This is a genomic window from Variovorax endophyticus (assembly GCF_025376855.1).
Lineage (GTDB): Bacteria > Pseudomonadota > Gammaproteobacteria > Burkholderiales > Burkholderiaceae_C > Variovorax.
The window spans coordinates 1-23164 of sequence record NZ_JAHUTH010000058.1 but is presented as its reverse complement, the minus strand read 5'-3'; the positions used below and the strand labels follow the sequence as shown (position 1 = coordinate 23164).

At 69.8% G+C, this 23164-nt stretch carries 28 protein-coding genes; 12 read left to right on the top strand and 16 right to left on the bottom strand.

Features of this window, described 5'->3' with window-relative positions:
• Together KV106_RS39445 and KV106_RS39440 are read left to right on the top strand one after the other, a co-directional pair.
• Positions 1–733, top strand: a 733-nt coding sequence (locus KV106_RS39445) for an MFS transporter (protein ID WP_261217883.1), incomplete at its 5' end; no start/stop codon positions are given.
• Between the two features lie 38 nt (positions 734–771).
• The gene (locus KV106_RS39440; protein ID WP_261217881.1) at positions 772–1881 is read left to right on the top strand and encodes a M14 family metallopeptidase; all 1110 of its coding nucleotides are present in this window, start codon (positions 772–774) and stop codon (positions 1879–1881) included.
• A gap of 12 nt (positions 1882–1893) precedes the next feature.
• On the opposite strand, the gene KV106_RS39435 is transcribed toward KV106_RS39440, so the two are convergent.
• The 3 genes from KV106_RS39435 to KV106_RS39425 form a co-directional block, all read right to left on the bottom strand.
• On the bottom strand, positions 1894–2691 hold the full coding sequence (locus KV106_RS39435; protein ID WP_261217879.1) for an enoyl-CoA hydratase/isomerase family protein: 798 nt from the start codon (positions 2689–2691) through the stop codon (positions 1894–1896).
• A gap of 49 nt (positions 2692–2740) precedes the next feature.
• Positions 2741–3166 carry a hypothetical protein gene (locus KV106_RS39430; protein WP_261217878.1) on the bottom strand — a complete coding sequence of 142 codons (426 nt, stop codon included), beginning with the start codon at positions 3164–3166 and terminating at the stop codon, positions 2741–2743.
• 71 nt (positions 3167–3237) lie between these two features.
• The gene (locus tag KV106_RS39425; protein ID WP_057597820.1) at positions 3238–3510 is read right to left on the bottom strand and encodes a DUF2164 domain-containing protein; all 273 of its coding nucleotides are present in this window, start codon (positions 3508–3510) and stop codon (positions 3238–3240) included.
• Between the two features lie 118 nt (positions 3511–3628).
• Between KV106_RS39425 and KV106_RS39420 the strand changes: the two genes are divergently transcribed.
• Positions 3629–3847 (top strand): hypothetical protein, encoded by a 219-nt coding sequence (locus KV106_RS39420; RefSeq protein WP_057597821.1) that lies wholly within the window; start codon positions 3629–3631, stop codon positions 3845–3847.
• 12 nt (positions 3848–3859) lie between these two features.
• Here KV106_RS39420 and KV106_RS39415 read toward each other — a convergent pair whose 3' ends face one another.
• The 3 genes from KV106_RS39415 to KV106_RS39405 form a co-directional block, all read right to left on the bottom strand.
• Complete coding sequence (locus KV106_RS39415) at positions 3860–4756, bottom strand: DUF808 domain-containing protein (protein WP_261217874.1); 897 nt, start codon at positions 4754–4756, stop codon at positions 3860–3862.
• A 143-nt stretch (positions 4757–4899) separates the two neighbouring features.
• On the bottom strand, positions 4900–5583 hold the full coding sequence (locus KV106_RS39410; RefSeq protein WP_057597823.1) for a PepSY-associated TM helix domain-containing protein: 684 nt from the start codon (positions 5581–5583) through the stop codon (positions 4900–4902).
• Between the two features lies 1 nt (position 5584).
• Positions 5585–6103 carry a GNAT family N-acetyltransferase gene (locus tag KV106_RS39405; RefSeq protein ID WP_057597824.1) on the bottom strand — a complete coding sequence of 173 codons (519 nt, stop codon included), beginning with the start codon at positions 6101–6103 and terminating at the stop codon, positions 5585–5587.
• Between the two features lie 87 nt (positions 6104–6190).
• On the opposite strand from KV106_RS39405, the gene KV106_RS39400 reads away from it, so the two are divergent.
• The 3 genes from KV106_RS39400 to KV106_RS39390 are packed head-to-tail and all read left to right on the top strand — an operon-like array spanning position 6191 to position 6928.
• Positions 6191–6340 carry a hypothetical protein gene (locus tag KV106_RS39400; protein WP_261217866.1) on the top strand — a complete coding sequence of 50 codons (150 nt, stop codon included), beginning with the start codon at positions 6191–6193 and terminating at the stop codon, positions 6338–6340.
• A 10-nt stretch (positions 6341–6350) separates the two neighbouring features.
• On the top strand, positions 6351–6641 hold the full coding sequence (locus tag KV106_RS39395) for a VF530 family protein (RefSeq protein WP_261217864.1): 291 nt from the start codon (positions 6351–6353) through the stop codon (positions 6639–6641).
• Entirely contained in the window at positions 6638–6928 is a 291-nt protein-coding gene (locus tag KV106_RS39390) for a 2Fe-2S iron-sulfur cluster-binding protein (RefSeq protein WP_261217862.1), read from the top strand. Before KV106_RS39395 ends, KV106_RS39390 begins: the two co-directional genes overlap by 4 nt.
• Position 6929: 1 nt before the next feature.
• Here KV106_RS39390 and KV106_RS39385 read toward each other — a convergent pair whose 3' ends face one another.
• A complete protein-coding gene (locus KV106_RS39385) occupies positions 6930–8237 on the bottom strand; it encodes an MFS transporter (protein ID WP_261217860.1) in 1308 nt (435 codons plus the stop codon).
• 76 nt (positions 8238–8313) lie between these two features.
• On the opposite strand from KV106_RS39385, the gene KV106_RS39380 reads away from it, so the two are divergent.
• Positions 8314–9006, top strand: coding sequence for an RluA family pseudouridine synthase (locus KV106_RS39380; protein ID WP_261217858.1), 693 nt, complete (start codon positions 8314–8316; stop codon positions 9004–9006).
• A gap of 45 nt (positions 9007–9051) precedes the next feature.
• On the opposite strand, the gene KV106_RS39375 is transcribed toward KV106_RS39380, so the two are convergent.
• The 5 genes from KV106_RS39375 to egtB all read right to left on the bottom strand — a co-directional run bounded on the left by KV106_RS39375 (position 9052) and on the right by egtB (position 13739).
• Positions 9052–9492, bottom strand: coding sequence for a universal stress protein (locus KV106_RS39375; RefSeq protein WP_057597897.1), 441 nt, complete (start codon positions 9490–9492; stop codon positions 9052–9054).
• Between the two features lie 196 nt (positions 9493–9688).
• Positions 9689–10432: a 2OG-Fe dioxygenase family protein gene (locus tag KV106_RS39370; RefSeq protein WP_057597896.1), complete on the bottom strand. Its 744-nt coding sequence runs from the start codon at positions 10430–10432 to the stop codon at positions 9689–9691.
• Positions 10429–10713: a DUF427 domain-containing protein gene (locus KV106_RS39365; RefSeq protein WP_261217855.1), complete on the bottom strand. Its 285-nt coding sequence runs from the start codon at positions 10711–10713 to the stop codon at positions 10429–10431. Before KV106_RS39365 ends, KV106_RS39370 begins: the two co-directional genes overlap by 4 nt.
• A 729-nt stretch (positions 10714–11442) precedes the next feature.
• Complete coding sequence (egtD, locus tag KV106_RS39360; RefSeq protein WP_261217884.1) at positions 11443–12339, bottom strand: L-histidine N(alpha)-methyltransferase; 897 nt, start codon at positions 12337–12339, stop codon at positions 11443–11445.
• A gap of 146 nt (positions 12340–12485) precedes the next feature.
• Positions 12486–13739, bottom strand: a complete 1254-nt coding sequence (egtB, locus tag KV106_RS39355) for an ergothioneine biosynthesis protein EgtB (protein ID WP_261217853.1) — start codon at positions 13737–13739, stop codon at positions 12486–12488.
• A 173-nt stretch (positions 13740–13912) separates the two neighbouring features.
• On the opposite strand from egtB, the gene KV106_RS39350 reads away from it, so the two are divergent.
• The gene (locus tag KV106_RS39350; protein ID WP_057596494.1) at positions 13913–15259 is read left to right on the top strand and encodes an NAD(P)/FAD-dependent oxidoreductase; all 1347 of its coding nucleotides are present in this window, start codon (positions 13913–13915) and stop codon (positions 15257–15259) included.
• Between the two features lie 25 nt (positions 15260–15284).
• Positions 15285–15536: a hypothetical protein gene (locus KV106_RS39345; protein ID WP_261217850.1), complete on the top strand. Its 252-nt coding sequence runs from the start codon at positions 15285–15287 to the stop codon at positions 15534–15536.
• Positions 15537–15566: 30 nt separating this feature from the next.
• Here the strand turns inward: KV106_RS39345 and KV106_RS39340 are convergent, their stop codons facing one another.
• The 3 genes from KV106_RS39340 to KV106_RS39330 form a co-directional block, all read right to left on the bottom strand.
• Complete coding sequence (locus KV106_RS39340) at positions 15567–17489, bottom strand: PhoX family protein (RefSeq protein WP_261217848.1); 1923 nt, start codon at positions 17487–17489, stop codon at positions 15567–15569.
• Positions 17490–17587: 98 nt separating this feature from the next.
• Positions 17588–18115: a thermonuclease family protein gene (locus tag KV106_RS39335; protein WP_261217846.1), complete on the bottom strand. Its 528-nt coding sequence runs from the start codon at positions 18113–18115 to the stop codon at positions 17588–17590.
• Between the two features lie 137 nt (positions 18116–18252).
• Positions 18253–19950, bottom strand: coding sequence for a long-chain fatty acid--CoA ligase (locus KV106_RS39330; RefSeq protein WP_172705684.1), 1698 nt, complete (start codon positions 19948–19950; stop codon positions 18253–18255).
• Between the two features lie 287 nt (positions 19951–20237).
• Here KV106_RS39330 and KV106_RS39325 point away from each other — a divergent pair, with 287 nt between their 5' ends.
• Complete coding sequence (locus KV106_RS39325; protein ID WP_057596490.1) at positions 20238–20678, top strand: OsmC family protein; 441 nt, start codon at positions 20238–20240, stop codon at positions 20676–20678.
• A gap of 47 nt (positions 20679–20725) precedes the next feature.
• On the top strand, positions 20726–21691 hold the full coding sequence (locus tag KV106_RS39320; RefSeq protein ID WP_261217840.1) for a Bug family tripartite tricarboxylate transporter substrate binding protein: 966 nt from the start codon (positions 20726–20728) through the stop codon (positions 21689–21691).
• A gap of 15 nt (positions 21692–21706) precedes the next feature.
• Here KV106_RS39320 and KV106_RS39315 read toward each other — a convergent pair whose 3' ends face one another.
• Complete coding sequence (locus tag KV106_RS39315) at positions 21707–22411, bottom strand: Crp/Fnr family transcriptional regulator (protein ID WP_261217839.1); 705 nt, start codon at positions 22409–22411, stop codon at positions 21707–21709.
• Positions 22412–22550: 139 nt separating this feature from the next.
• Between KV106_RS39315 and KV106_RS39310 the strand changes: the two genes are divergently transcribed.
• The gene (locus tag KV106_RS39310) at positions 22551–23057 is read left to right on the top strand and encodes an ester cyclase (protein WP_261217838.1); all 507 of its coding nucleotides are present in this window, start codon (positions 22551–22553) and stop codon (positions 23055–23057) included.
• The last annotated feature ends 107 nt before the right edge of the window (positions 23058–23164 follow it).

Genomic DNA, 23164 nt, shown 5'->3' with positions numbered 1-23164 from the left:
CTTCGTCATCGGCATGCTGATCGCGCCGGTGGGCATGTACATCCGCCGCCATCTCGAGGAATCGCTGCAGATCGCGCCCGAATCGGCCACCGCGCCGCGCCGCGAGAGCAGCCTCAGGATCGTCTGCTCGCAGCACGGCAAGACGGTGCTGGCCGCCATCCTCGCGCTGGTCGGCGGCACCACCGCGGCCTACGTCGTCACCTTCTACATGCCGACCTACGCGGTGCGCGAACTCGGCCTCACGCCCTCGGTGGCGCTGTTCGGCGCCGCGCTCACCGGCCTGATCTCGTTCGCCTTCGCGCCCTTCGTCGGCCTGCTGTCGGACCGCGTGGGCCGCAAGCCGCTGATCCTGTGGAGCCGCGTGTTCCTCGTGGTGCTGATCTACCCGGGCTTCCTCTGGCTCAATGCCTCGCCCACGCCCGCCGTGCTGTTCATCGTGCTCGGCGTGCTGAGCCTGGGCCTGGTGGGCCAGACCGTGCCCGGCATCACGATGCTGCCCGAGATGTTCCCGAAGCCGGTGCGCGCCAGCGGCATGTCGCTGGTCTACAGCGTGGGCGTGGCGCTGTTCGGCGGCTTCGCGCCCTTCATCAGCACCTGGCTGCTCAACGCCACCGGCAGCAAGCTCGCGCCAGCCTGGTACCTGGTCGTCATGACCCTGGTCTCGCTGCTGGGCCTGCTCTGGCTGCGCGACCACACGGGCCGCGACATCGACGCAGCCGGCGCGCACGCCTGATCTCCATCGTCTCGAACATTCCTCCCCACGATCCCTCCATGACCGCTCTCACCCACAGCACCGCCGCCACGCGGCATTTCTCGGGCACCTACGTCGAGGCCCGCGCCAAGTTCCTCGAGGCCGCGCGCGCTCGCGGCGCGGCTATCGAGTCCTTCGTCAATGAAGCGCATCGCGGCGCGCTCGGCGAGGAACTCGCGACCGACGTCGCGCTGCTCGGTGCCATCGACGCGAAGAAACTGCTGCTCGTGACCTCGGGCACGCATGGCCCCGAAGGCTTCTGCGGTTCGGGCGCGCAGGTCGCGACCCTGCACGACGAGGACCTGCTCGCGCGGCTGCAGCAGGCCGGCGTCGCGCTGCTGCTGGTGCATGCCGTCAATCCGCACGGCTTCTCGCACCTGCACCGCACCAACGAGGACAACATCGACCTCAACCGCAACCACATCGACTTCGGCGCGCCGCTGCCGGTGAACGCCGAGTACACCGACGTCGAACCGCTGGTGCTGCCCGCGAGCTGGCCGCCCACGCCGGACGACGAAGCGGCCGTGGCCGCCTACATCGACAAGCACGGCATGCGCGCCTTCCGCGCCGCCGTCACCAAGGGCCAGTACGTCTCGCCCGACGGCCTGTTCTACGGCGGCACCGCGCCTTCGTGGAGCAACAGGACCATCCGCGCGATCCTGCGCAAGTACGCGGCCTCCGCCACGCACATCGGCTGGATCGACGTGCACACGGGCCTGGGCCCCTACGGCCACGGCGAGAAGATCTACCCGGGCCGCAACACGCCCGAGGACCTGGCCATGGCCCATGCCTGGTGGGGCGCCGACGTGTTCGCGCCCTTCGCGGGCGACTCGGCCTCGGCCGACGTCTCGGGCCCGGTGATCTCGACCGCCTACGACGAATGCCCGAACGCGCGCATCGCGCCCATGGGCCTGGAGTTCGGCACCCTGCCCGACAACGAGGTGCTCACGCGCCTGCGCGCCGACACCTGGCTGCGCCGCCATCCCGAAGCCTCCGACGCGCAGAAGCGCGAGATCCGCCGCCAGCTGCGCGATGCCTTCTACTGCGACAACGACGAGTGGAAGGGCATGGTGCTGGGGCAGACGCGCGTGGTGCTGCTGCAGACGCTGCAGGGCCTGCGCAAGGCCTGAAGACGGGGCGCGTCAGCCGAAGTTCGGCGCGCGCTTCTCGCGCAGCGAGGCCACGCCCTCGCGCACGTCGGCGCCCGCGAAGCCCATGAATTCGAGCGCCAGCGAGGCGTCGAAGGTGGGCCCGGCCTGGCGCAGCCAGTTGTTGAGCGCGTACTTGGTCAGGCGGATCGCGCTCTGGCTGCCGGCCGCGAGGCGGTCGGCCACCTCGTAGGCGCGCGGCAGCAGTTCCGCGTCTTCGACCGCCAGCGACACCAGGCCGATGCGCTCGGCCTCCTCGCCGCTGACCGGCTCGCACAGCAGCAGGTGGTACTTGGCCTTCGCCATGCCGCACAGGAGCGGCCAGACGATCGCCGCATGGTCGCCAGCCGCCACGCCCAGGCGGGTGTGGCCGTCGACGATCTTCGCGCCGCGCGTGGCGATCGAGATGTCGGCCAAGAGGCCCGCCACCAGCCCCGCGCCCACGGCCGGGCCGTGCATCGCGCTCACGATCGGCTTGTCGCAGTTGATGATGTTGTAGACCAGGTCGCGCGCCTCGCGCCACACGCGCTGGCGGATCGCGTCGTCGGCCGTCATGTCCTGCACCATGCCGAGGTCGCCGCCGCCCGAGAAGCCCATGCCCTCGCCGCGCAGCACGGCGCAGCGCACCGAGTCGTCGGCCGAGACGTCGCGCCAGATCTCGGCCAGTTCGCGATGGCCGTCGTGGCCGGCCGTGGGCAGCTTGCCGTTGGTCGCGCGCATCTGGATGTCGAGCACGGTGCCGTTGGCGCCGCGGCGCGTGATGGCGAGGGTCTGGTAGCGGGCGTAGTCCATGGTCTTTCCTGTCTCCGGTGCGCGCCGGTCGCGCACGCTCGTTGTTCTTTCAGCGCTGCGCCGCCACCTCGCGGCAGCGCTTCACGTTGGCATCGAGCCGCGGCGCGAGCCCGGGCTCGCAGACATCGCCCGCGGGATCGAGCCGGCACAGGCCGACCACCACGTAGTCCATCACGGCGTCGGTGCACATCGGGTACTTGGCAAGCTGCGGGTTGGCCCTGGACTTGAAGCCCCAGCGCTCCGAGAACTCGATGGTGCGCGCCATCGCGCCATGGAAGAACTCGCGGTTCCTCGAGGCGATGGCGGCCTCCATGCGCGGCAGCTCCTCGTTGAGGTAGCCGACCGATTCGAGCGGGAAGTCGGCCGGGTTCTGCGACTGCGCGCAGGCGAGCGAGGCGCCCAGCAGCAGCGGCAGCAGGCAGGCGGCGCGCGGCAGGCGCGGATGCGTCGTCGAGGAAGGTGCGGTGCGTGGCATGGCCGTCGATTCTGCAACGTTTGCTGACAGCTTTGCTTTTGTCCGATGCGCCGGCGCCACGCGGGAAGCCCCTAACGCCCCTTCTTCTGCTTGTCGAACTTGCGCCAGTACTGGAACTCGTCCTCGTGCACCTCGAGGTCGACCTCGGACACGCGCGCCTGCAGCCGCTCCTGCACGTCGGCCACGGCCTTGTTGTAGATCGTGGGGCCGACCTCCTCGAGGAAGAAGCCGAGCAGCGCGCCGGCGGCGACGTTGCCGATCGGCTCCTCCATGTTCTCGCGGAAATAGCGCTCGATCGAGGTGATGGCCTGCTGGCGCAGCTCGCGCGAAATCTCGATGGTCATGCGGCGGGGTCCTTGCTGGATGCTCGAATGGGGCATTGTGCCGATGCGTGGAGAATCGGGGCCCCGGCCGCGGCACGAACGCGGCCGCCGCCGTCCCACAACCGAACCGATCGATCCCATGGCCCGTCCCTCCCGCCAGCCCCGCATGCTCGAACGCGGCATCCTCTGCCTGCTCATCGGCGCCGCCGTGCTGCTGGGCCCGCACTTCCTGCAGGGCACGCGGTGGTTCGAGATGGTGGCGGGCGCCTCGGTGGTGGGCTGGTTCGCGCTCGCGCTGGGCGCGGCGCTGGTGGTGGTCGAGCTGGTGAAGCGCGGCAAGGATTCGCAACGGCGCTGAGCCGCGCGCCGCTCAGCGCCGCAGCTTCTTGACCAGTTCGACGACCGCGAGCACCACCGCGCCCGCGACGATGCCGACGCCGGCATTGACCAGCATCGAACCCAGCGTGCCGAACACGCCCGAGGTCGCGGCCCAGGCCTCGACCGCATGGCCGAGCGCGGGCACGCCGTGCACCAGGATGCCGCCGCCGACCAGGAACATCGCGGCGGTGCCGGCGATCGACAGGCCCTTCATGAGCCAGGGCGCGCCCGCGAGGAGCGCGCGGCCCACGCCGCGCGCGGCGGCGCTGTCGCGCTGGCTCAGGTAGAGGCCCGCGTCGTCGAGCTTCACGATGCCGGCCACCAGGCCGTAGACGCCGATCGTCATGATCAGCGCGATGCCCACCAGCACGCTGAGCTGGGTGGTGAAGGGCTGGCCCTGCACGGTGCCCAGCGTGATCGCGATGATTTCGGCCGAGAGGATGAAGTCGGTGCGCACCGCGCCCTTGATCTTGTCCTTCTCGACCGCCACCACGTCGACCGCGGCGTCGGCCACGGCCTGCTCGTGGCGCGCGGTGTCGGCCGCGTGTTCCTCCTTGTGCAGGAACTTGTGGGCCAGCTTCTCGCAGCCCTCGAAGCACAGGAAGGCGCCGCCCACCATCAGCAGCGGCGTGACCAGCCAGGGCAGCCAGGTGCCGATGGCCAGCGCGGCCGGCACCAGGATCGCCTTGTTGACCAGCGAGCCCTTGCACACGGCCCAGACCACGGGCAGTTCGCGATCGGCCTTGACGCCGGTGACCTGCTGCGCGTTGAGCGCGAGGTCGTCGCCGAGCACCCCGGCCGTCTTCTTGGCGGCGACCTTGGTGAGGACCGAGACGTCGTCGAGCACGGTCGCGATGTCGTCGAGCAGCAGGAGCAGGCTGGAGGCCATGGATGGGCGAAAGGAAAATGAAAGGCGCGAGCTTAGCCGCAGCCGTGTGCAGGGCCCGTGAATATCCGCACGTACAGCGCCCGTGCCCTGGGGCACGGCCGCCGTATGTACGCCGAAAGCAGTCGGCCGAAGCCGCTACGCCGTCAAAGCGCGCTCAGCGCAATGGCCAGCATGGTGGCCAGCGAGACGCCGAACACCGCGAGGCCGACGACGCGGCGGCGGTGCGTGAGCAGCCACAGCGCCACGCCCGAGAGCGACAGGAAGATCAGGCTGCCGGCCAGCGTGTCGACCAGCAGGATCCACGCGAGCGGCATGCCGCCGCCCTTGTGCATGTTGGTGAGGGTGGCGACGAGGCCGTTGCGCGTGGTGGCGACGCCCACCGAGCGGTTGCCCTGCCAGTAGTCGGCCTGCACGATCTCGTTCGGGCCGCCGAAGTTGAAGGTCCAGTGCGCGGGCTGGGTCAGCGCGGGCGCCTCGGGATCGGCCTTGCGGTCGACCCAGGCCACCGGCTTCGCGGGCTCGATGCGCGTGGAGCGCGGCGGGCCGTCGGTGCGCAAGGCCTGCTGCAGCCAGGCGGCCATGGCCTCGGGCGTGGCCGGTGCCGGTTCGGGCAGCGCGAGCTGGGCCCGGCTGCGTTCCTGCGATTGCGGCAGCTTCAGCACGTTGCGGTGGTTGAGCCAGATGCCGCTGAAGCCGAACAGCAGCCCGAGCACCGCGCCCCAGAGGCCGAACCAGCCATGGGTGCGGCGGATCCACTGCACGGCGAGCGTGCGGCGCTGGTGCGATTGCACCCGGCGGGCGTGGCCCGGGGCGTGTCCGGCGTCCATGTCAGGCCACGTCGCGCTTCAAGCGGATTTCTTCGATCCGCACGCTGCCGAGCTGCGTGGTCTTGGCGGTCTTCATCTCGCGCTTGAAGCCGGCCAGTTCGTGGAAGCGCATCGCGCGGTCGTTGCGGATCGGCACCCAGATGGTGACGGTGGTGCAGCCCTCTTCCTCGAGGCCTTCGCGCGCGGCGTCCCAGAGGGCGACGCCGATACCCTTGTCCCAATGCTCGGGACGCACGTAGAGGGCCCAGATCTCGCCCGCGGTGGACGGCGTCTTGGGGTCGCGCGAGCGGTCGAAGCCGACGAAGCCGACGACCTTGCCGTCGAGCTCGGCCACATGGACCTGCGGTTCGCTGAACTCGATGGCTTCGCGCCACTTGGCCTCGCGCGAGGCGAGCGCCAGCGCGCGCAGCTCCTCTTCGGGCAGGATGCCTTCGTAGGCGGCCTTGGCGGCGGCGGCGTGGACTTCTGCGATGGCCTTGGCATCGCGCATCGTGGCGGGGCGAACTTCGTGGTCGGACATGAATGCGGGAAAAACGGATGGAACCGCCTATTGTCGCCGCACCGCTAAACTCCCAGCCCATCACCGCAGCAGCTCAGGAGAAACCTCATGGCCAAGGGTCAGCAACGTTCCAACAAGGAAACCAAGAAACCGAAGAAGGACACCTCCCCGCCGAAGGCCCCGGCACTCGGCGGCGAGCCGGTGCGCGCGGTCGTCACCACGGCGGTGATTCCGCGCGGCAAGCTCAAGAACAAGTGATCCGCCACCCGTGAGCGACGCGCCGGCCTCGCCGCCCTCCCCCACCGCGCCCCCGGCCCAGCCGCGCAATCCGCTGCACGGGCTGACGCTCGAGGCCATCGTGACGGCGCTGCACGCGCACTACGGCTGGCAGCAGCTGGGCGAACTGGTGCCGGTGCGCTGCTTCACGCACGAACCCAGCGTGGGTTCGAGCCTGCGCTTCCTGCGCAAGACGCCGTGGGCACGCGAGAAGGTCGAGAGCCTCTACCTCTTCATGCTGCGCGAGCAGCGCCGCCAGGGCACGCCGACGCCGCGGCCATGAAGGTCCGCCTCGAGCCCTCGGGCCTGATCTTCGAGACCGAGGCCGGCACCAGCGTGCTGAAGGCGGCCGAGGCGGCCGGCATCGAGATGCCGAGCTCGTGCCGCAACGGCACCTGCCGCACCTGCATCTGCCAGTTGCTCGAGGGCGAGGCGCGCCACACCATCGAATGGCCCGGCCTGAGCGCCGAGGAAAAGGCCGAGCGCTGGATCCTGCCCTGCGTGGCCGAGGCGCTCGGCGACATCGCCATCGACGCGCCGCAGGCCTTCTCGCTGTTCGACGACGCCTGACTCAGCCGCGCACGGCCGGCGCCGCCACCACCAGCCGGTCGCGCCGCGCCAGCGAGGGGAAGAGCCTGAACCAGGTCAGCGCGACCAGCATCGTGCCGACGCCGCCCACCACCACCGAGCCCACCGGCCCGAGCAGCGCCGCGGTGGCGCCCGACTCGAATTCGCCGAGCTGGTTGCTGGCACCGATGAAGATCGAGTTGACCGCGCTGACCCGCCCGCGCATGGCATCGGGCGTCTCGAGCTGCACCAGCGTCTGGCGGATCACCACGTTGACCATGTCGGCGCCGCCCGAGACCGCGAGCGCGATCAGCGAGACGATGAAGCTGCGCGAGAGGCCGAACACCACCATGCACAGGCCGAACAGCGCGATCGCCATCAGCAGCGCGCGGCCCACGCGGCGCTCGATCGGCCGGCGCGTGAGCGCGATCGACATCACGAGCGCGCCCACTGCCGGCGCGCCGCGCAGCAGGCCCAGGCCCCAGGGACCGGTGTGCAGGATGTCCTTGGCATAGATCGGCAGCAGCGCCACCGCGCCGCCCAGCAGCACCGCGAACAGGTCGAGCGAGACCGCGCCGAGCACCGGCTTGCGGTTCCAGATGAAGTTGACGCCCGCGAACACCGTGCCGAGCGTGACCGGCTCGCGCGCCTTGGGCACGTAGGCATAGCGCAGCCGCAGCACCAGCGCGCAGGCCACCACGAAGAACAGCACGCTCGCGCCGTAGACCACCGCCATGCCCGCCACGAACAGCAACCCGCCGAGCGCCGGCCCGCCGATGATCGCGCCCTGCATGCCGGCCGAGCTGAAGGCCATGGCGCGCGCCAGCATGGCCGGCGGCACCAGCATCGGCGTCAGCGCCTGCTGGGCCGGCATCTGGAACGCGCGCACCGCGCCCAGCACCAGCGACAGGCCCAGCAGCAGCGCACGGCTGTCCTGGCCGCGCAGCACCGCGAGCAGCAGCGCCAGCGCCACCAGCCCCTGCACCGCGAAGCAGGCCGCGACGATGCGCCCGCGGTGGTGGCGGTCCACCACATGGCCCGCGAGCAGCGCCAGCAGCAGCGCCGGCACGAACTGGTAGAGCCCGACCAGGCCCAGGTCCCAGGCGCTGCCCGTCAGGTCGTACATGTGCCAGCCGATGGCCACCAGCAGCATCTGCGAGGCGGCGGTGCCGAACAGGCGTGCCACCCACATCTGCATGAACGGGCGTTCGCGCGTGAGATCGGAAAAACTCGGTGGGGACGGCACCGCGACGGCGGCGGCATCGAGGGGAGAGGAAGCGGAGGCTGGGGAGCCAGTGGCGGGGCCGGACATCCGTCCGAGGATAGCCCACCCACCATGAGCCGCGCATGAGGGCCCGCGCGGCGCGCTTCTACACTCGGGCCCTCCCATGGTCCCCCCGCCCCCGCTGCAACCCGTTCACGAAGACGCCCACCTGCTGGTGCTCGACAAGCCCGCCGGCCTGCTGTGCGTGCCCGGCCGCGGCGAGGACAAGCAGGACTGCCTGAGCGCGCGCGCCCAGCGCCAGTGGCCCGATGCGCTGATCGTGCACCGGCTCGACATGGCGACCAGCGGCCTGGTGCTGATGGCGCGCGGCCCCGAGATGCAGCGCGCGCTTGGCGACGCCTTCGCCACGCGCCGCGTCGACAAGCGCTACGAGGCGGTGGTCGACGGCCTGCTGCCCGTGGACGCGGAATGGGCCCGCATCGATGCGCCCTTGATGGCCGACTGGCCGCGCCGCCCGCTGCAGAAGATCGACCCGGCCGGCAAGCCCAGCCTCACGCGCTGGCGCGCGCTGGGCGGCATCGACGGCGAGGCGCCCTGCAGCTACCTGCTGCTGGAACCGCTCACCGGCCGCTCGCACCAGTTGCGCGTGCACCTCGCGTCGATCGGCCATCCGATCCTCGGCGATGCGCTCTACGGCAGTCCCGAAGTGCAGGCGCGCGCGCCGCGCCTGCTGCTGCATGCGAGCGCGCTGGGCTTCGAGCACCCGGCCACGGGCGAGCGCATGCGCTTCGCGAGCCGGCCCGATTTCGGGCCGCGCTTCGAGGCGTTGCGGGAGGCGGGAGAAGGCTCGGAGTGAGCGTCGGGAATCGGCGGGATTCGAAGCGGTGGCGCGGCGTTCTTCTCAGCCGCCCTTGACCACCAGCACCGGCACCATCGAGTCCTGCAGCACACGCTGCGTCACGCTGCCGAGCAGCAGCTTCTCGATGCCGCTGCGGCCGTGCGAACCCATCACGATCAGGTCGGCCGCGATGGCGATGGCCGTGTCCACGATGCCTTCGTGCACCACGTGGCCGTCGATCACGCGCTGGTCGCTGTGCAGGCCTTCGGCCGCCAGCGCGGCCACGCCGCGCGCGAGCGCCGCATTGGCGCTCGAGGTGGCCGCGGCGAGGTACTCGTTCTGGCCCAGCGCATAGTCCGCGCCCACGCCGATGAAGGGGTAGTTGTCGATCACGTGGATCAGGGTGATGCGGCTTCCGAAGGCCAGCGCCAATCCGCTGGCCTTGCTGACCGCGAGCATGGAAGTTTCGGAGCCGTCGATGGGGACCAGGATGTGATTGAACATGGCGGACCTCGCTTTCTTCGTTCGCAGGCAGACAGGGTCCAGTCCACGGGCCGTATGAGATGGCCGAAGACCGGGCCCCGAATTTAACCGCAAGGCCGCGACACAACTGTAGGACGCCTCCCAGCCAGGGAAATCGCGGATACCGCGCTCGCGCGGCCCGCGTCCGCAGGCCGCGCGGTGCCTCGCGGCGCGGGTTTCAGTCGCCCTGAAAACCCTGGGCGCGGCAGGTGATCACCAGCGTGTCGCGCCAGCCCGTGCCGTTCTCCTCGAGCGGCTGGATCGGCGTCGATTCGTGGATCACGCGCGCATCGTCGAGCAAGAGCAGCGTCCACGGCTCGGTCATGGTGAAGCGCTCGCCGCGCCGCCCGTTGGCCTCGAACACGCGCGTCTCGCCGCCCTTGATGTCGTGGCGGCCCACCAGCGCCACCGCCACCAGGTCCACGCCGTCGCGGTGCGCGCCCTCGGGCGTGGGCCGGCCGATGCCGCCCGCGGTGTCGATGCGGAACTGGTGCGCTTCCACGTACCAGCGCTGCGCGCCGCGCAGCTGGCTCGCCGCTTCGCCGAGCTTCACGATCAGCCGCTGCCAGGCCGGCTGCGCGATCGTGGCCGCGAGCATCGGCGCGAACCAGCGCTGCATGCCGCCATGCAGCGCGTTGTATTCGACCGGCTGCCAGTGCGCGCGGCGCGGCACCTGCTGCATCGCCTCGCCGTCGACGGTGAAGCATTCGTGGCGCCGCGTGCGGTAGCGGCCACCGTCCTTCAGGTATTCGTCGGGCGGAAGATCGTTCCAGTCGGCATGCAGCGCCTCGAGCTGCGCGACCGGCAGGCCGAGCCAGTCGCCCACGGCCTGGGGCCCAAGCACCGCGTAGCCCTGGTCGCGCAGTGCGGCCGGCAGTTCCGCGGGGTGGATGAAGGGTGGATCGAAGGCCGGGGTGGTCACGACGCCGTGACCTTCACGTCTTTCCAGAACGCGACGCGGTCGCGGACCATGTCGGCCTCGGGCTTGGGGTCGGCGTAGTACCAGGCGGCGTCGGTGTTGAGTTCGCCGTTGACCAGCAGCGAGTAGTAGCTCGCGGTGCCCTTCCAGGGACAGGTGGTCTTGTGGTTGCTGAAGGTCACGACGTCGCGGTTGAGCGACGAGATGGGGAAATAGTGGTTGCCCTCGACGAGGACGGTGTCGTCGCTTTCGGCGATGGTGGCGCCGTTCCAGGTGGCTTTCATTTGGGTTTGGGTCTCCGACTGAAGGGATTTGTTTGGCCGGAGGGGTATTGTGACTGTTTGGTTTCTGGTGTTTTGTTGGGGTGGTTTTTGGGTTGCTCTTCTTGCTGAGGCTGTTGGCCGGGTCTCGCCCCGGCGGGCGAGTCACTTTCTCTTGTCTCGCCAAGAGAAAGTAACCAAAGAGAAGGCGACCCCACTGTCTGTGTCCCTCCGCTTCGCTACGGGCAACCTGCGGTGCTCGGAGAAAGCGGGGGTCCGCAGAACTCGCTGCGCTGCGCTCCGCTCAGACAGCTGCGGCCCTTATCCCGCTTTCTCCTGCGCTCCTCGGCACAGCCAGAGGGGATGAGGGTCAACGCGCCATGGCGCGTCCTTGTGTGTGGGATGTGCGGGCGCGCAAGCCTTGGATCTTTCACCAAGGCCGAGCAACGCGAAGGCCCGTTGGGCCTGCCCGGCCGAGCGCAGCGATGGCCCGAGTCACTCCCCTCTGGCTGCGCCGAGGAGCGCAGCGTTTCGCGGATCAGGGCTCGCAGCTGTTTGAGCGAAGCGAGTTCTGCGAGACCCCGCGAAACGCGAGCACCGCAGGTTGCCCGCAGCTTCGCTGCGGGTCGCAGACAGTGGGGTCGCCTTTTCTTTGGTTACTTTCTTTTGGCGAGACAAAAGAAAGTGACTCGCCCGCCGGGGCGAAATCCCGGCTCCTGCCTCAGCAAGAAAAGGACCTTCAAAAAGGGACCGTCAAGCCCCCAACCAATGCACGCTAAACAACCTCTCCGAATCCACCCAAACCGCCCCAGGCCGAAACCCCGCTTTAACGGCCAAAGCACGAAACCCATCCACGGTGAACTTGTGCGAGTACTCCGTATGAATGGTCTCCCCTTCCTCGAACCCAAACGACTCGCCATTCACTGAAACGCTCTGAGCCCGCCGACTCACCAGATGCATCTCGATCCGCCGCAGAGGCGCATTGAAGAACGCCGCGTGCGTGAACCCATCGAGATCGAAGTCCGCATCCAATTCGGCATTGGCCCGCCGCAACAGATTGAGATTGAACGCAGCAGTCACCCCTTGGGCATCGTTGTAGGCCGCATGCAACCGCGCCGGATCCTTCACCAGATCCACCCCGATCAGCATCCCCCCACCACGCAACATCCGAGCCGCCAATTGCAGAAAGGCCAGCGCCTCGTCAGGCTCGAAGTTCCCCAACGTAGACCCCGGAAAGAACCCCACCCGTCGCCCCGCCCCGGGCATCGGCGCAGGCAACACCAGCGGCATCGTGTAGTCGGCAGCAATCGGCTGCACGGCCAACTCCGGATAGTCCGCACGCAATCGCGCAGCAGCCCCTTCCAGATACTCGCCCGAGATATCGATAGGCAGATAACGCTTCGGCGACTCGAGCGCATCGAGCAGCAAGCGGATCTTGGTCAACGACCCCGCCCCGAACTCCACGATCTCCGCATTCGGCCCGATCTGCTTCGCGATCTCCCCCGCGCATTCGCCGAGGATGCGCAGCTCGGTGCGCGTCGGGTAGTACTCGGGCAGATCGCAGATCTGATCGAACAGCTGCGAGCCGACGACGTCATAGAAGAATTTCGGCGAGATGCTGCGCGGCGTGCGCGCCAGCCCCGCCTGCATCTCGCGCGCGAACTCGGACAACGGCGCGGACGTGGCGGGCGCCACGACGGCGGGACGCTTCTTCGACGAGAACGGCAGCGAAGAAGAAGGGGAAGAAGCAGAAGCAGTCGAAGCTGCCGCGGGAATGGGAGCGAATGGGCGCATGGTCAGAGATCCTTCGCGAGCCGCAGGCCGGTGAATTGCCAGCGCGCGGCCGGCGGGAAGAAGTTGCGATAGCTGGGGCGTGCATGGCCCTCGGGCGTGGCCACGCTGCCGCCGCGCAGCACGAGCTGGCCCACCATGAACTTGCCGTTGTATTCGGCCGCGACGCCGGGCAGCGGCTTGAAGCCCGGATAGGGGTCGTACGAGGAACGCGTCCATTGCCACACATGGCCGGTCATCTGCGAGATGCCCTCGGCGCCGAACGCAGCCTCCCACTCGAATTCGGTCGGCAACCGCGTGCCGGCCCACTCGGCATACGCGGCGGCCTCGTAGAAACTCAGTTGCGATACCGGCGCCTCGGGCTCGATCGGCCGCACGCCGTGCAGGCCGAACACATGCCAGCCGCCGGCATTGGCCGACGAGGCGCCCAGGCGCGGATCGTCGGGCGCGAGCCAGTAGGCCGGATGGCACCAGCCCTGCGACTGCACCGCGGCCCAGCCGTCGGACAGCCACAGCTCGGGCCGCCGATAGCCGCCATCGGCGATGAACTGGGCATAGTCGCCGCAGCTCACGAGCCGGTCGGCGATCGCATGGGGCTGCAGCAGCGCGCGATGGCGCGGGGTCTCGTTGTCGAACGAGAAGCCCGCGCCGTCATGGCCGATGTCGACCAGGCCGCCCTCGTGCGGCAGCCAGCGCACGGCGGGCGGCACCGCGGCCAGCCGCAGCGCGGGGCCGCCGGCGGGCTTGTAGGCGGGCAGCAATGGGTTGCACGACAGCGCATGCAGGATGTCGGTGAGCAACAGCTCCTGGTGCTGCTGCTCGTGGTTCAGGCCCAGCGTGACGATGGGCTCGAGCGTGGCCCATGCGGCCCCGGCCTCGTCGCTGTCGAGGAAGGCCAGCACGGCCGCGTCGACATGACGGCGGTAGGCATGCACCTCGTCGAGCGAAGGCCGCGTGAGCAGGCCGCGCTGCGGGCGCGGATGACGCGGGCCCAGGGCCTCGTAGTAGGAATTGAAAAGGTAATGTAAACGCCTGTCGAAGGGCTGGTAGCCGCTGGCATGCGGCTGCAGCAGCACGGTTTCGAAGAACCAGGTGGTGTGCGCGAGATGCCACTTGGTCGGGCTCGCGTCGGGCATCGACTGGATGCACTGGTCTTCGGCGGAAAGCGGTGCGGCAAGCGCGAGGCTGGCGGCGCGCACGGAGCGGAACTGCTCTCGCACGGTGCCGGCTGCCGGCGTGATCGGCCGGGAAAGCGTCATGGGATCTCCAGTCGCGGGTCAACGAAGTTTGTAGCCGATGCTTCCGCCGGCGGCGCGTAGGACAAGGGCCCGCCCCCTGGCGCAGGCTGTCCCTCCTCGCGCCATCCGACGGCGGGTCGGCCACTTTGGCACAAGATGGCTTCGCGTGCAGGGCGCTGCGTATCATCCGTTCGATGCAAACGACCAACTCCCCAGGCCGCCCGCGCGTCGTCATCGTCGGCTGCGGTTTCGGCGGGCTCGAAGCGGCTCGCAAGCTGCAAGGCGCCGATGTCGACGTGACGGTGATCGACCGCACCAACCACCACCTGTTCCAGCCACTGCTCTACCAGGTGGCGACCGCCGGGCTGGCGGCGCCGTCGATCGCGGCGCCGGTGCGCGGGCTGTTCCGCGGCCAGGCCAACATCACCTCCCTGCTCGGCGAGGTCACGGCCATCGATCCGGCCGCGCGCACGGTGCGCATGGCCGACGGCAACCCGGTGCCCTACGACCACCTGATCGTCGCGGCCGGTGCCACCCACAGCTATTTCGGGCACGACGAATGGTCGGCCAATGCGCCGGGCCTCAAGACCCTGGCCGATGCCTTCGAGATCCGCCGCCGCGTGCTGCTGTCCTTCGAGACCGCCGAGCTCACGACCGACGAACAGCACCGCCGCGCGCTGCTGACCTTCGTGGTGATCGGCGCCGGGCCCACGGGCGTGGAGATGGCGGGCACGCTGGCCGAGATCGCCAAGCACACGCTGGCGGGCGAGTTCCGCCACATCGATCCGGCGAGCGCGCAGGTGCTGCTGGTGGAAGGCGGGCCGCGCGTGCTGCAGGCGATGCCCGAGGGCCTGAGCCAGAAGGCGCTCGAGCAGCTCGAGAAGCTCGGCGTCGAGGTACGGCTCAACGCGCGCGTGACCGCGATCGACGAAACCGGCCTCGAGGTGCAGACCGGCGGCGGCGCCGACGGCACGCCCGCGCAGAGCTATCGCATCGACAGCAGTTGCGTGGTGTGGGCCGCGGGCGTGGCGGCCTCGCCGCTGGGTCGCATGCTCGGCGCCGCCACCGGCGTCGAATGCGATCGCGCGGGCCGCATCAAGGTCGAGCCCGACCTGAGCCTCGCGGGCCATCCCGAGATCAGCGTGGTCGGCGACCTCGCGGCCGCGATGAGCCATGCGCCCGGCAAGGCGCCGCGGCCGGTGCCCGGCGTGTCGCCCGGCGCCAAGCAGGCCGGGCGCGCCGCGGCCGCCAACATCCTGCGCCGCATCGCGGGCCAGCCCACGCAGGCCTTCCGCTACCGCGACTACGGCAACCTCGCGACCATCGGCCGCAACTCGGCCGTGGTCGACCTGGGCACGCCCTTCGGCGCGCTGCGCTTCAGCGGCCGCCTCGCGTGGCTGTTCTGGCTGTTCGCGCACGCGTACTTCCTGATCGGCTTTCGCAACCGCATCGTGGTGATGATGGACTGGGCCAGCGCCTACTGGAGCTTCCAGCGCAATGCGCGCGTGGTGGCCGACGTGAACGGCCGCAGCGAATCCTGAGCCGCGCCGCCACCGGAGGTCCCGCATGTCGCTGCTGCCCTGGATCGCGCTGCACGCCCTCATGGCACTGTTCTGGCTCTGGATCCTGCGCTGGGGCGGCGCGCACTGGCTCGAGGGCAGCTTCGCCTCCGGCTTCCTCGTGAGCATCTTCGCGCCGCGCTGGAGCGAGGAAGGCCTGCGCATGTTCGCGCTGCTGATGCTGATCGTGTGCGGCATCAGCTTCGTGCTCGGGCTGTTCATGCCCGGGCTGCGCTGCTGGTACGGCGGCGCCTGCTGAGCGCCGCCGTCCGCTCTCGGCTGCGGGCGCTCAGGTCCCGACCACGCCGCCGTCGTTCTTCGTGATCGCCACCGTCGCCGAGCGCGGCCGGCCCGCGCCGTCGGGCCACTTCGACACCGCGAGCGGACGCTCGGGATCGCTGCGCTCGTTGGCCGGCTCGCCCGGATGCTGGATGTTGATGAACAGCGTGCGCAGGTCGGGCGTGGCCGTGAGGCCGGTGATCTCGCAGCCGGCCGGGCCGAGCAGGAAGCGGCGGATCTCGCCCTGGGTCGGATCGCAGGCCAGCATCTGGTTGTTCGGCAGGTTGGCGTACTCGCCCTTGCCGAGCGTGGAGGTCGAGACGTCGGTCTGGATCCACAGCACGCCGCGCGCATCGACCATCAGGCCGTCGGGGCTGCCGAAGGCGTCGCCCTTGACGTTGCCCTGCGCTTCCCAGCGCGACTGCTTCGGGTCGCCCGCGAGCACCAGGTGGTTCCACGCGAACCTGGTGCCGTCGAGGTCGCCCTGCTCCTTCCAGCGGATGATCTGGCCCATGGTGTTGTTGGAGCGCGGATTGGCCGCGTCCATGAACGGCTGGCCGGCACCGCCGCGGTTGCTGTTGTTGGTCAGCGTGCAGTAGACCTCCTTGGTCAGCGGATCGACGGTGGTCCACTCCGGGCGGTCCATCCTGGTCGCGCCCAGCAGGTCGCTGGCCTGGCGCGACTTGATCAGCACGTCGCCCTGGCTCGCGAAGCCCTTGTCGGCCACGAGTCCGTTCTTGCCCTGCACCAGCGGCAGCCATTCGCCGCTGCCGTCGACGTCGAAGCGCGCCACGTAGAGCGTGCCGTGGTCGAGCAGCTCGCGGTTGGCGGCCGCGCCGCCGGGCTTCACCGCGTCGCGGCTCACGAACTTGTAGATGTACTCGAAGCGCGAGTCCTCGCCCATGTAGATGACGGCGCGGCCGTCGGCGGTCAGCGCGGTGGCCGCGCCCTCGTGCGCGGCGCGACCCAGCGCGGTGCGCTTGCGCGGCGTGGAAGCCGGGTCCCGCGGATCGATCTCCACCACCCAGCCGTAGCGATTGGGCTCGTTCGGGTTCTTCGCCACGTCGAAGCGCGGCTCGTGCTCGTGCCAGCGGTACTTGGCGCCGTTGCCCTTGCGGATGCCCCAGCGCTTCTGGTGCGCGTCGGGCGACTCGGGGCCCTCGAAGTAGTCGGCGAAGTTCTCCTCGCAGGTCAGGTAGGTGCCCCAGGGCGTCTGGCCGTTCGCACAGTTGTTGAAGGTGCCGAGCACCTGCGTGCCGCCGGGGTCGGCCGCCGTGCGCAGCATCGGATGGCCGGCGGCCGGGCCGCTCAGCGTCATCGGCGTGAGCGCGGTCACGCGGCGCGCGAAGCGCGAGGGCAGCAGTTGCGACCACTTCGCGCCGTCGCGCTGCAGCTCGATCACCGACACGCCATGCGCGTTCATCGACTTGCGCACCTTCTCGCGAGTCCAGGTCTTCATGCCGTCGGTGTGCAGCAGGCCGTCGTCGACGTACTCGTGGTTCAGCACCAGCAGGCCGCGGTTCGAGCCCTCGAGCGGGAAGAAGGCCATGCCGTCGTGGTGCATGCCGGCCTGCAGCGCCTGGTCGTCGGCCGAGTTGGAGCCGTCGGTCCTGAAGGCGGGCATGCTGCCGGCGACGCCGGTGGGATCGCCCCAGCGGTAGAGCACCTGCGCGCTGTAGCCCTCGGGCACCACCACCTGGTCGACCGCGGCCATCGCGATGCCCTTGAAGCCGATCGCGCGGCCCAGGCCGGCAACCGCGCCACCGCCGCCGGCGGCGGTCGAGGCACAGCCCGCGAGCGGGCCGAACAGCCCCGCCACCGCGGCCGCGAGGCCGCCGCGCACGAGCACGCGGCGCGCCGGATCGGACACCTCGTGGATCGTGGGGTTGGCGCTGGGGTTGGAGTCCTCCATCCGGTCGAAATTCTTGGCCATGTCGTCGTTCTCTGCGCTGCGTGGGTTGCAAGAACCCCGGATGCTCTGCGCGCCGCATGAATCTCGCGTGACATGGGCCGCGCCCGACCCGAAGGCACTCAGAACGACGAGAAGAAGTTGTCGCTCCAATGCGATTCGCGTCGCTGCCGGCGCCACTCCCAGGGCGGCGTGGGCTTGGTGTCGGCCCACAGCCCGGCGCGCTGCGCGCGGGCGCCGTCCTGCAGCCGGAACAGGTCGCCGCCGCGCTTGCTCGCGATGCCGTGGTAGTCGTAGACCCAGGCCCAGCCCTCCGACACCATGCGCCGGCCCGCGTCCTCGCCGTTGCACGACACGTCGGCCACGGTGCGGCCGTAGCGGTCGGTGTCGCGCGCGGTGATCTGCGCCTTCTCCGCATAGCACAGCCGGCTCAGCGCCTGGCGGCTGCGCTGGCCGTAGGGCTGCGCCTTCTCGGGCGCGTCGATGGCGGCGATGCGCACCTTGACCTGTTCGTAGGCGCCGCTGCGGCCGCAGCGCGCGGTCAGCGTGTCGCCGTCGCTGACGCCGACGACGAGGCAGTTGCGGGAGGAAGCGGCCGAGGCCAGCAGGGGAAAGGCGAGGAGGACGGGAAGGAGTGCGCGCGGGTGCATGAAGAAGGAAGACGGGTCGCAAGCGGCGACGACGCATCGAGGCTAAGGGATTCCCGCGCCGCCCGCGCCCGGTACACAGACTTTTTCCTTCCCGTGCCCGCCCGCCGCCCGCACCGCGGGGCGCGGACCCCGAAGGCTCAGGCGTTCTCGGCTTCCTGCAACAGGCGCCACATGACCTTGCCGCTGCCGCTCTTGGGCAGTGCGTCGACGAACTGCACCTGGCGCGGGATCTTGTAGACCGCCATGTTCTCGCGGCACCAGTCGATGATCTGCTGCGCGGTCGTGTCCTTGTGGGTGGGTCGCAGCACCACCACGGCCTTGACCGATTCGCCGCGGTAGGCGTCCTTGGTCGAGATCACGCAGGCTTCCTGGATCGCCGGGTGGCGGAACATCAGCAGCTCGACCTCGGCCGGCCAGACCTTGAAGCCGCTGGCGTTGATCATGCGCTTCAAGCGGTCGGTGATGAAGAAGTAGCCCTCCTCGTCCATGCGGCCCATGTCGCCCGAGCGGAAGAAGCGCTTGCCCTCGAACTCGACGAAGGCCGCGGCCGTGGCCTCGGGCCGCTTCCAGTAGCCCTGGAACACCTCGGGGCCGTGGATGATGATCTCGCCCGATTCGCCCGGCGGCAGTTCCTTCAGCGTGTCGGGGTCGACCACGCGCGCATCGGTGCTCATGAACGGGATGCCCAGGCACTGCTGCTTGGGATGGTCGGCCGGGTTCGAGTGCGAGGGCGCGGCCGTCTCGGTGAGGCCGTAGCCTTCCTGGTACTTGAGGCCGAACTGGTCCTGCAGCCGCTGCGCCACCGCCTGCGGCATGGCCGCGCCGCCGCCGCCGATGTAGCTGAGGCTCGAGAGGTCGTAGCTCGCGAAGTGCGGGCTCGCCATGAGGTCGATCACCATGGTCGGGATGTTGGTCCAGCTCGAGACCTTCCAGCGCGAGATCAGGCGCCCGGCCACGTCGCGGTCCCAGCGCGGCATGATGACCAGCGTGGCGGCCGCGAGGATCGCGGTGTGCATCATGCTGACCACGCCGGTGATGTGGAACATCGGCACCACGGCCAGCACCACCACCTCGGAATGCGCGCAGCCCCACAGCACGCCCGACAGGGCGTTGTGCATCAGGCTCGAATGGTGGTGGATGCAGCCCTTGGGCAGGCCGGTGGTGCCGCTGGTGTAGGGCAGCAGCGCCATGTCGTTGGCGCCCACCACGTGCTCGGGCACCGGGTGGCTGCTCTCGAGCGCCTCGGTCCAGGCCATGACCTCGCCGCCGGCCAGCGCGGGCAGCGGATGGCGGGTGCCGAGCCAGTCGACCCAGGCGGGCGCGGGCGCGTCGTCGCCGGTCACGCCGGGATCGAAGGCGTCGGTGAACTGGGTCACGATCAGCCTCGACAGGCGTTCGCCCTCGGGCAGCGCGTCGCTGGCCTTGGCCAGCTCGGCGGCGAGGTCGCCGGTAGTGATCGCCACCTTGGCATCGGCGTCGGTGATGTAGTGCTTGAGCTCCTCGGCCCGGTTCATCGGGTTGACCGGCACCACCACGGCATTGGCGCGCAGGATCGCGAAATGCGCGATCACCAGCTGCGGGCAGTTCTGCATGTCGAGCAGCACGCGGTCGCCGCGCTTCACGCCCAGCGCATGCAAGGTGCCGGCCAGGCGCTCGACCTGGCTCGCCAGCTCGCGGTAGCTGGTGACGCGGCCGAAGAACACCAGGGCGTTGTTGTCGGGATAGCGCTCGGCGGCGGTCTTGAGGTTGTGCCAGAGCGATACCGCGGGCACGGTGATCGAATGCGGCAGGCGTTTGGGCCAGAACTTGTGATGCGGGCGTTGTTCCAGGGTCATGGCAGGCGGGCGGAAGGGAATGGGAAATCCGGGGCGGGGCGCCTCCGGCCGGAATGCCGGGCGCGCGGGCCGCACGCCAGCCTAAGCCGAGCGCGGCGCCGCTCCCATCGGGGAAGCCCCCGGAGCGTCACCTTGGCGACGCCCTTTTTTCTACGTCGCCCGATCGCGGCCCGTCGAAACGGCCGGGGCGACAGCGCCCGCGACTACAGACGCTGCGCCCGGTTTCGGCGATACCCGGGGCTTCGCATCCCGTTCACCCATCCACCGACCACCGAAGGAGCATCTCCATGGCAGCAGAAAAGCACGCGAGCGTTCACTGGGAAGGCGCCGGCAAGACCGGCAAGGGCCAGGTCAGCACCGAGACCGGCGCGCTCAAGGACTACCCCTATGGCTTCGCCAGCCGATTCGAGGACGACCGGCGCGGCACCAACCCCGAGGAGATCGTCGGTGCCGCGCACGCGGCCTGCTTCACGATGGCCTTCGCTTTCGCGCTCGAGAAGGAAGGCCTGGCCGCCACGAAGATCGACACCCGCGCGGCCGTGCGCCTGGCCAAGGACGGCGAGGGCTTCAAGATCGACCGCATCGCGCTCGAGCTCGACGCCGCCGTGCCCAACCTCGACGAGGCGAAGTTCCAGCAGATCGCGGCAGCCGCCAAGGCCGGCTGCCCGCTGTCGAAGGCGCTCGCGAGCGTGCCCGAGATCACGCTGAAGGCGACGCTGGCCGGCTGAGCGCCTTGCCTATGATCGCCTCCTCACCAAGAACGAGGAGACGGATCATGAACAACACCCTGCGGACCGCGCTCGCGGTCCTGTCGCTGGCCGTGGGCACGGCCGCCACGGCCGCCTTTCCCGACAAGCCGATCAAGGTCGTGATCGGCTTCCCGGCCGGCGGCCCGCTCGACCAGCATGCGCGCCTGCTGACCGACAAGCTGCAGGCGGCGCTGGGCCAGCCGCTGATCGTGGACTACAAGCCCGGCGCGGGCGGCTCGGTGGGCGCCGACGCGGTCGCCAAGAGCCCGGCCGACGGCTACACGCTGATGCTCGCGAACACCGGCGTGGCCGTGATCAATGGCGCGCTCTACAGCAAGCTGCCCTACGACACGCAGCGCGACTTCGCGCCGATCGCGCGCACCGCGATGCAGCCGCTGGCGCTGCTGGTCACGCCGAAGCTGCCGGTGCAGAACCTCAGGCAGTTCATCGACTACGCGAAGGCGCGGCCGGGCCAGGTCAACTACGGCTCGGCCGGCAACGGCGGCATCAGCCACCTGGTGCCCGAGATGTTCAAGACCGCGACCGGTATCTTCATGGTGCACATCCCCTACCGCGGCAGCGCGCCGGCCTTCACCGACCTGATGGGCGGGCAGGTGCAGTTCATGGCCGAATCGATCCCGCAGGCCGCCAACTACCACAAGCAGGGCAAGGTGCGCGCACTGGCCGTGACCAGCCGCGAGCGCAACCCCGCGCTGCCCGACATCCCGACCGTGGCCGAGTCGGGCGTGAAGGGTTTCGAGGTCGTGGGCTTCTACGGCTTCTTCGCGCCCAAGGACACGCCGAAGGACGTGGTGGCCAAGCTCAGCGAGGCCTTCAAGCAGGTGCTGACCAGCGCCGAGGTGCGCGAGCGCATGGTGAGCCAGGGCGCCGACCCGGCCTTCCTGGGCAGCGAGGAGTTCGCGCGTTTCCTGGCGACCGAGACGCCGCGCTGGCGCGAGGCGGTGAAGGCTTCGGGCGCGCGGATGGATTGAGCCGATGCCGGCGGCTCAGGGCGGCGTGGCCGCATGCCGCTCGAGCCGCGCGCGGTCGAGCAGCTCGATGCCGCGGTAGCGCACGCGCAGCGTGCCGTCCTCCTCCCACAGCTTGAGCTGGCGGTTCACGCTCTGGCGCGACACGCCGAGCATGAAGGACAGGTCTTCCTGCGACACGCCCAGCAGCACGGGGCCTTCGCCGGCGCCCTCGCGCGCGTCGAGCGCGAGCAGCCGGTGCGCGAGCCGCACGGGCAGCGGCATCAGGATCACGTCGTCGATCCAGGCCAGCGCCTGGCGCAGCCGCAGGCACACGAGCCGCGTGAACGCCATGTGGACATCGGGCTGCGCGGCCACCAGGCGGTGGAAATCGGCGGCGGCCACCACCGCCATCTCCGTGGGCTCGACCGCGCAGGTGTCGTAGACGCGCTCGCGCCCGACCAGCAGCGAGACCTCGCCGAACCAGTGGCCCGGTTCGAGCATCGCGATCACGGCCTCGCGCCCGCCGGGCGCCACCACGCTCACGCGCAGCGATCCCGCGACCACGCCGAACAGCGCATCGGGCGAGGAGCCCTTGTGGAACAGCGACTCGCCGCGCGCGAGCGTGCGCCGGTGCGCGACCGCCAGCAATTGCTGCTGCACGCCGGCATCGAGGCGCATGTCGCCGTTGTGCACGGGCGAAGGTGGTGCGCCGGGTTCTTCGGTACGCGAGAAGGTCGACATCTGGGGTTTGTACGGAGCGGCGATTGCCAACACCGGACAGTCTTGTTGGAGGGGCCTGCCGATAGTACGCAGCGACCCCGGGACCGCGCATTCGCGCCAACCCGGGCCACCCACGATCCCTGTCGCATGGAGCCCCCCGATGCCCCCCCTCAACGACCTGCAAGCCCGCCGCGAGCGCCTCGTGCTCGACCACTTCGCCGACGAGACGAGGCAGGACTTCGACGCGGTGCTCGGCACCTTTCCCCACCCTCACTACGAGCTGATCCCCAGCGGCGAGGTGCACGACGGCATCGCGGACGTGCGCCAGTACTACATCGACACGCGCCGCGCCTTTCCGGACCAGCGGCACGAGATCATCCAGCTGCGCCATGCCGACGATTCGGTGATCGTGGAGTTCTGGCTGCTGGGTACGCACCGCGGTCCGCTCAAGGGACTGCCGCCGACGGGCAACAGCTTTCGCTGCCGCATGAATGCGTTCTTCATCTTCGAGGGCGATCGGCTGGTGTGCGAACGGGTTTACTTCGACACGCTGACGATGTTGCGTCAATTGCTGGCTGGTGTTCCTGCCGAGATGGTGGGGGCGCTGGTGGGTGGGTTGTTGGGGCAGCCTGCTGCTGCTTCGAAGAGTGAGGTGATGGAAGCCTGAGATACGCCAGGGGCGCGTGCACAGGACAGCGGGTACTTCCCTCCGCGAATGTCCCCCGCCCTTCGGGCTCCTCCTTGATTTCGCTGCGGGAAGCACCCACTGCCCTG

Bases quoted from the DNA above. Each gene is read 5' to 3' on its own strand.
- KV106_RS39420 (WP_057597821.1), top strand. From the start codon at position 3,629: ATGGCCCGTCCCTCCCGCCAGCCCCGCATGCTCGAACGCGGCATCCTC.
- egtD (WP_261217884.1), bottom strand. From the start codon at position 12,339: ATGCAGGCGGGGCTGGCGCGCACGCCGCGCAGCATCTCGCCGAAATTC.
- KV106_RS39315 (WP_261217839.1), bottom strand. From the start codon at position 22,411: ATGTCGACCTTCTCGCGTACCGAAGAACCCGGCGCACCACCTTCGCCC.
- egtB (WP_261217853.1), bottom strand. From the start codon at position 13,739: ATGACGCTTTCCCGGCCGATCACGCCGGCAGCCGGCACCGTGCGAGAG.
- KV106_RS39430 (WP_261217878.1), bottom strand. From the start codon at position 3,166: ATGCCACGCACCGCACCTTCCTCGACGACGCATCCGCGCCTGCCGCGC.
- KV106_RS39400 (WP_261217866.1), top strand. From the start codon at position 6,191: ATGGCCAAGGGTCAGCAACGTTCCAACAAGGAAACCAAGAAACCGAAG.
- KV106_RS39435 (WP_261217879.1), bottom strand. From the start codon at position 2,691: ATGGACTACGCCCGCTACCAGACCCTCGCCATCACGCGCCGCGGCGCC.
- KV106_RS39310 (WP_261217838.1), top strand. From the start codon at position 22,551: ATGCCCCCCCTCAACGACCTGCAAGCCCGCCGCGAGCGCCTCGTGCTC.
- KV106_RS39385 (WP_261217860.1), bottom strand. From the start codon at position 8,237: ATGTCCGGCCCCGCCACTGGCTCCCCAGCCTCCGCTTCCTCTCCCCTC.
- KV106_RS39365 (WP_261217855.1), bottom strand. From the start codon at position 10,713: ATGAAAGCCACCTGGAACGGCGCCACCATCGCCGAAAGCGACGACACC.
- KV106_RS39325 (WP_057596490.1), top strand. From the start codon at position 20,238: ATGGCAGCAGAAAAGCACGCGAGCGTTCACTGGGAAGGCGCCGGCAAG.
- KV106_RS39425 (WP_057597820.1), bottom strand. From the start codon at position 3,510: ATGACCATCGAGATTTCGCGCGAGCTGCGCCAGCAGGCCATCACCTCG.
- KV106_RS39375 (WP_057597897.1), bottom strand. From the start codon at position 9,492: ATGTTCAATCACATCCTGGTCCCCATCGACGGCTCCGAAACTTCCATG.
- KV106_RS39345 (WP_261217850.1), top strand. From the start codon at position 15,285: ATGTCGCTGCTGCCCTGGATCGCGCTGCACGCCCTCATGGCACTGTTC.
- KV106_RS39405 (WP_057597824.1), bottom strand. From the start codon at position 6,103: ATGTCCGACCACGAAGTTCGCCCCGCCACGATGCGCGATGCCAAGGCC.
- KV106_RS39410 (WP_057597823.1), bottom strand. From the start codon at position 5,583: ATGGACGCCGGACACGCCCCGGGCCACGCCCGCCGGGTGCAATCGCAC.
- KV106_RS39350 (WP_057596494.1), top strand. From the start codon at position 13,913: ATGCAAACGACCAACTCCCCAGGCCGCCCGCGCGTCGTCATCGTCGGC.
- KV106_RS39415 (WP_261217874.1), bottom strand. From the start codon at position 4,756: ATGGCCTCCAGCCTGCTCCTGCTGCTCGACGACATCGCGACCGTGCTC.
- KV106_RS39440 (WP_261217881.1), top strand. From the start codon at position 772: ATGACCGCTCTCACCCACAGCACCGCCGCCACGCGGCATTTCTCGGGC.
- KV106_RS39320 (WP_261217840.1), top strand. From the start codon at position 20,726: ATGAACAACACCCTGCGGACCGCGCTCGCGGTCCTGTCGCTGGCCGTG.
- KV106_RS39340 (WP_261217848.1), bottom strand. From the start codon at position 17,489: ATGGCCAAGAATTTCGACCGGATGGAGGACTCCAACCCCAGCGCCAAC.
- KV106_RS39335 (WP_261217846.1), bottom strand. From the start codon at position 18,115: ATGCACCCGCGCGCACTCCTTCCCGTCCTCCTCGCCTTTCCCCTGCTG.
- KV106_RS39330 (WP_172705684.1), bottom strand. From the start codon at position 19,950: ATGACCCTGGAACAACGCCCGCATCACAAGTTCTGGCCCAAACGCCTG.
- KV106_RS39390 (WP_261217862.1), top strand. From the start codon at position 6,638: ATGAAGGTCCGCCTCGAGCCCTCGGGCCTGATCTTCGAGACCGAGGCC.
- KV106_RS39380 (WP_261217858.1), top strand. From the start codon at position 8,314: ATGGTCCCCCCGCCCCCGCTGCAACCCGTTCACGAAGACGCCCACCTG.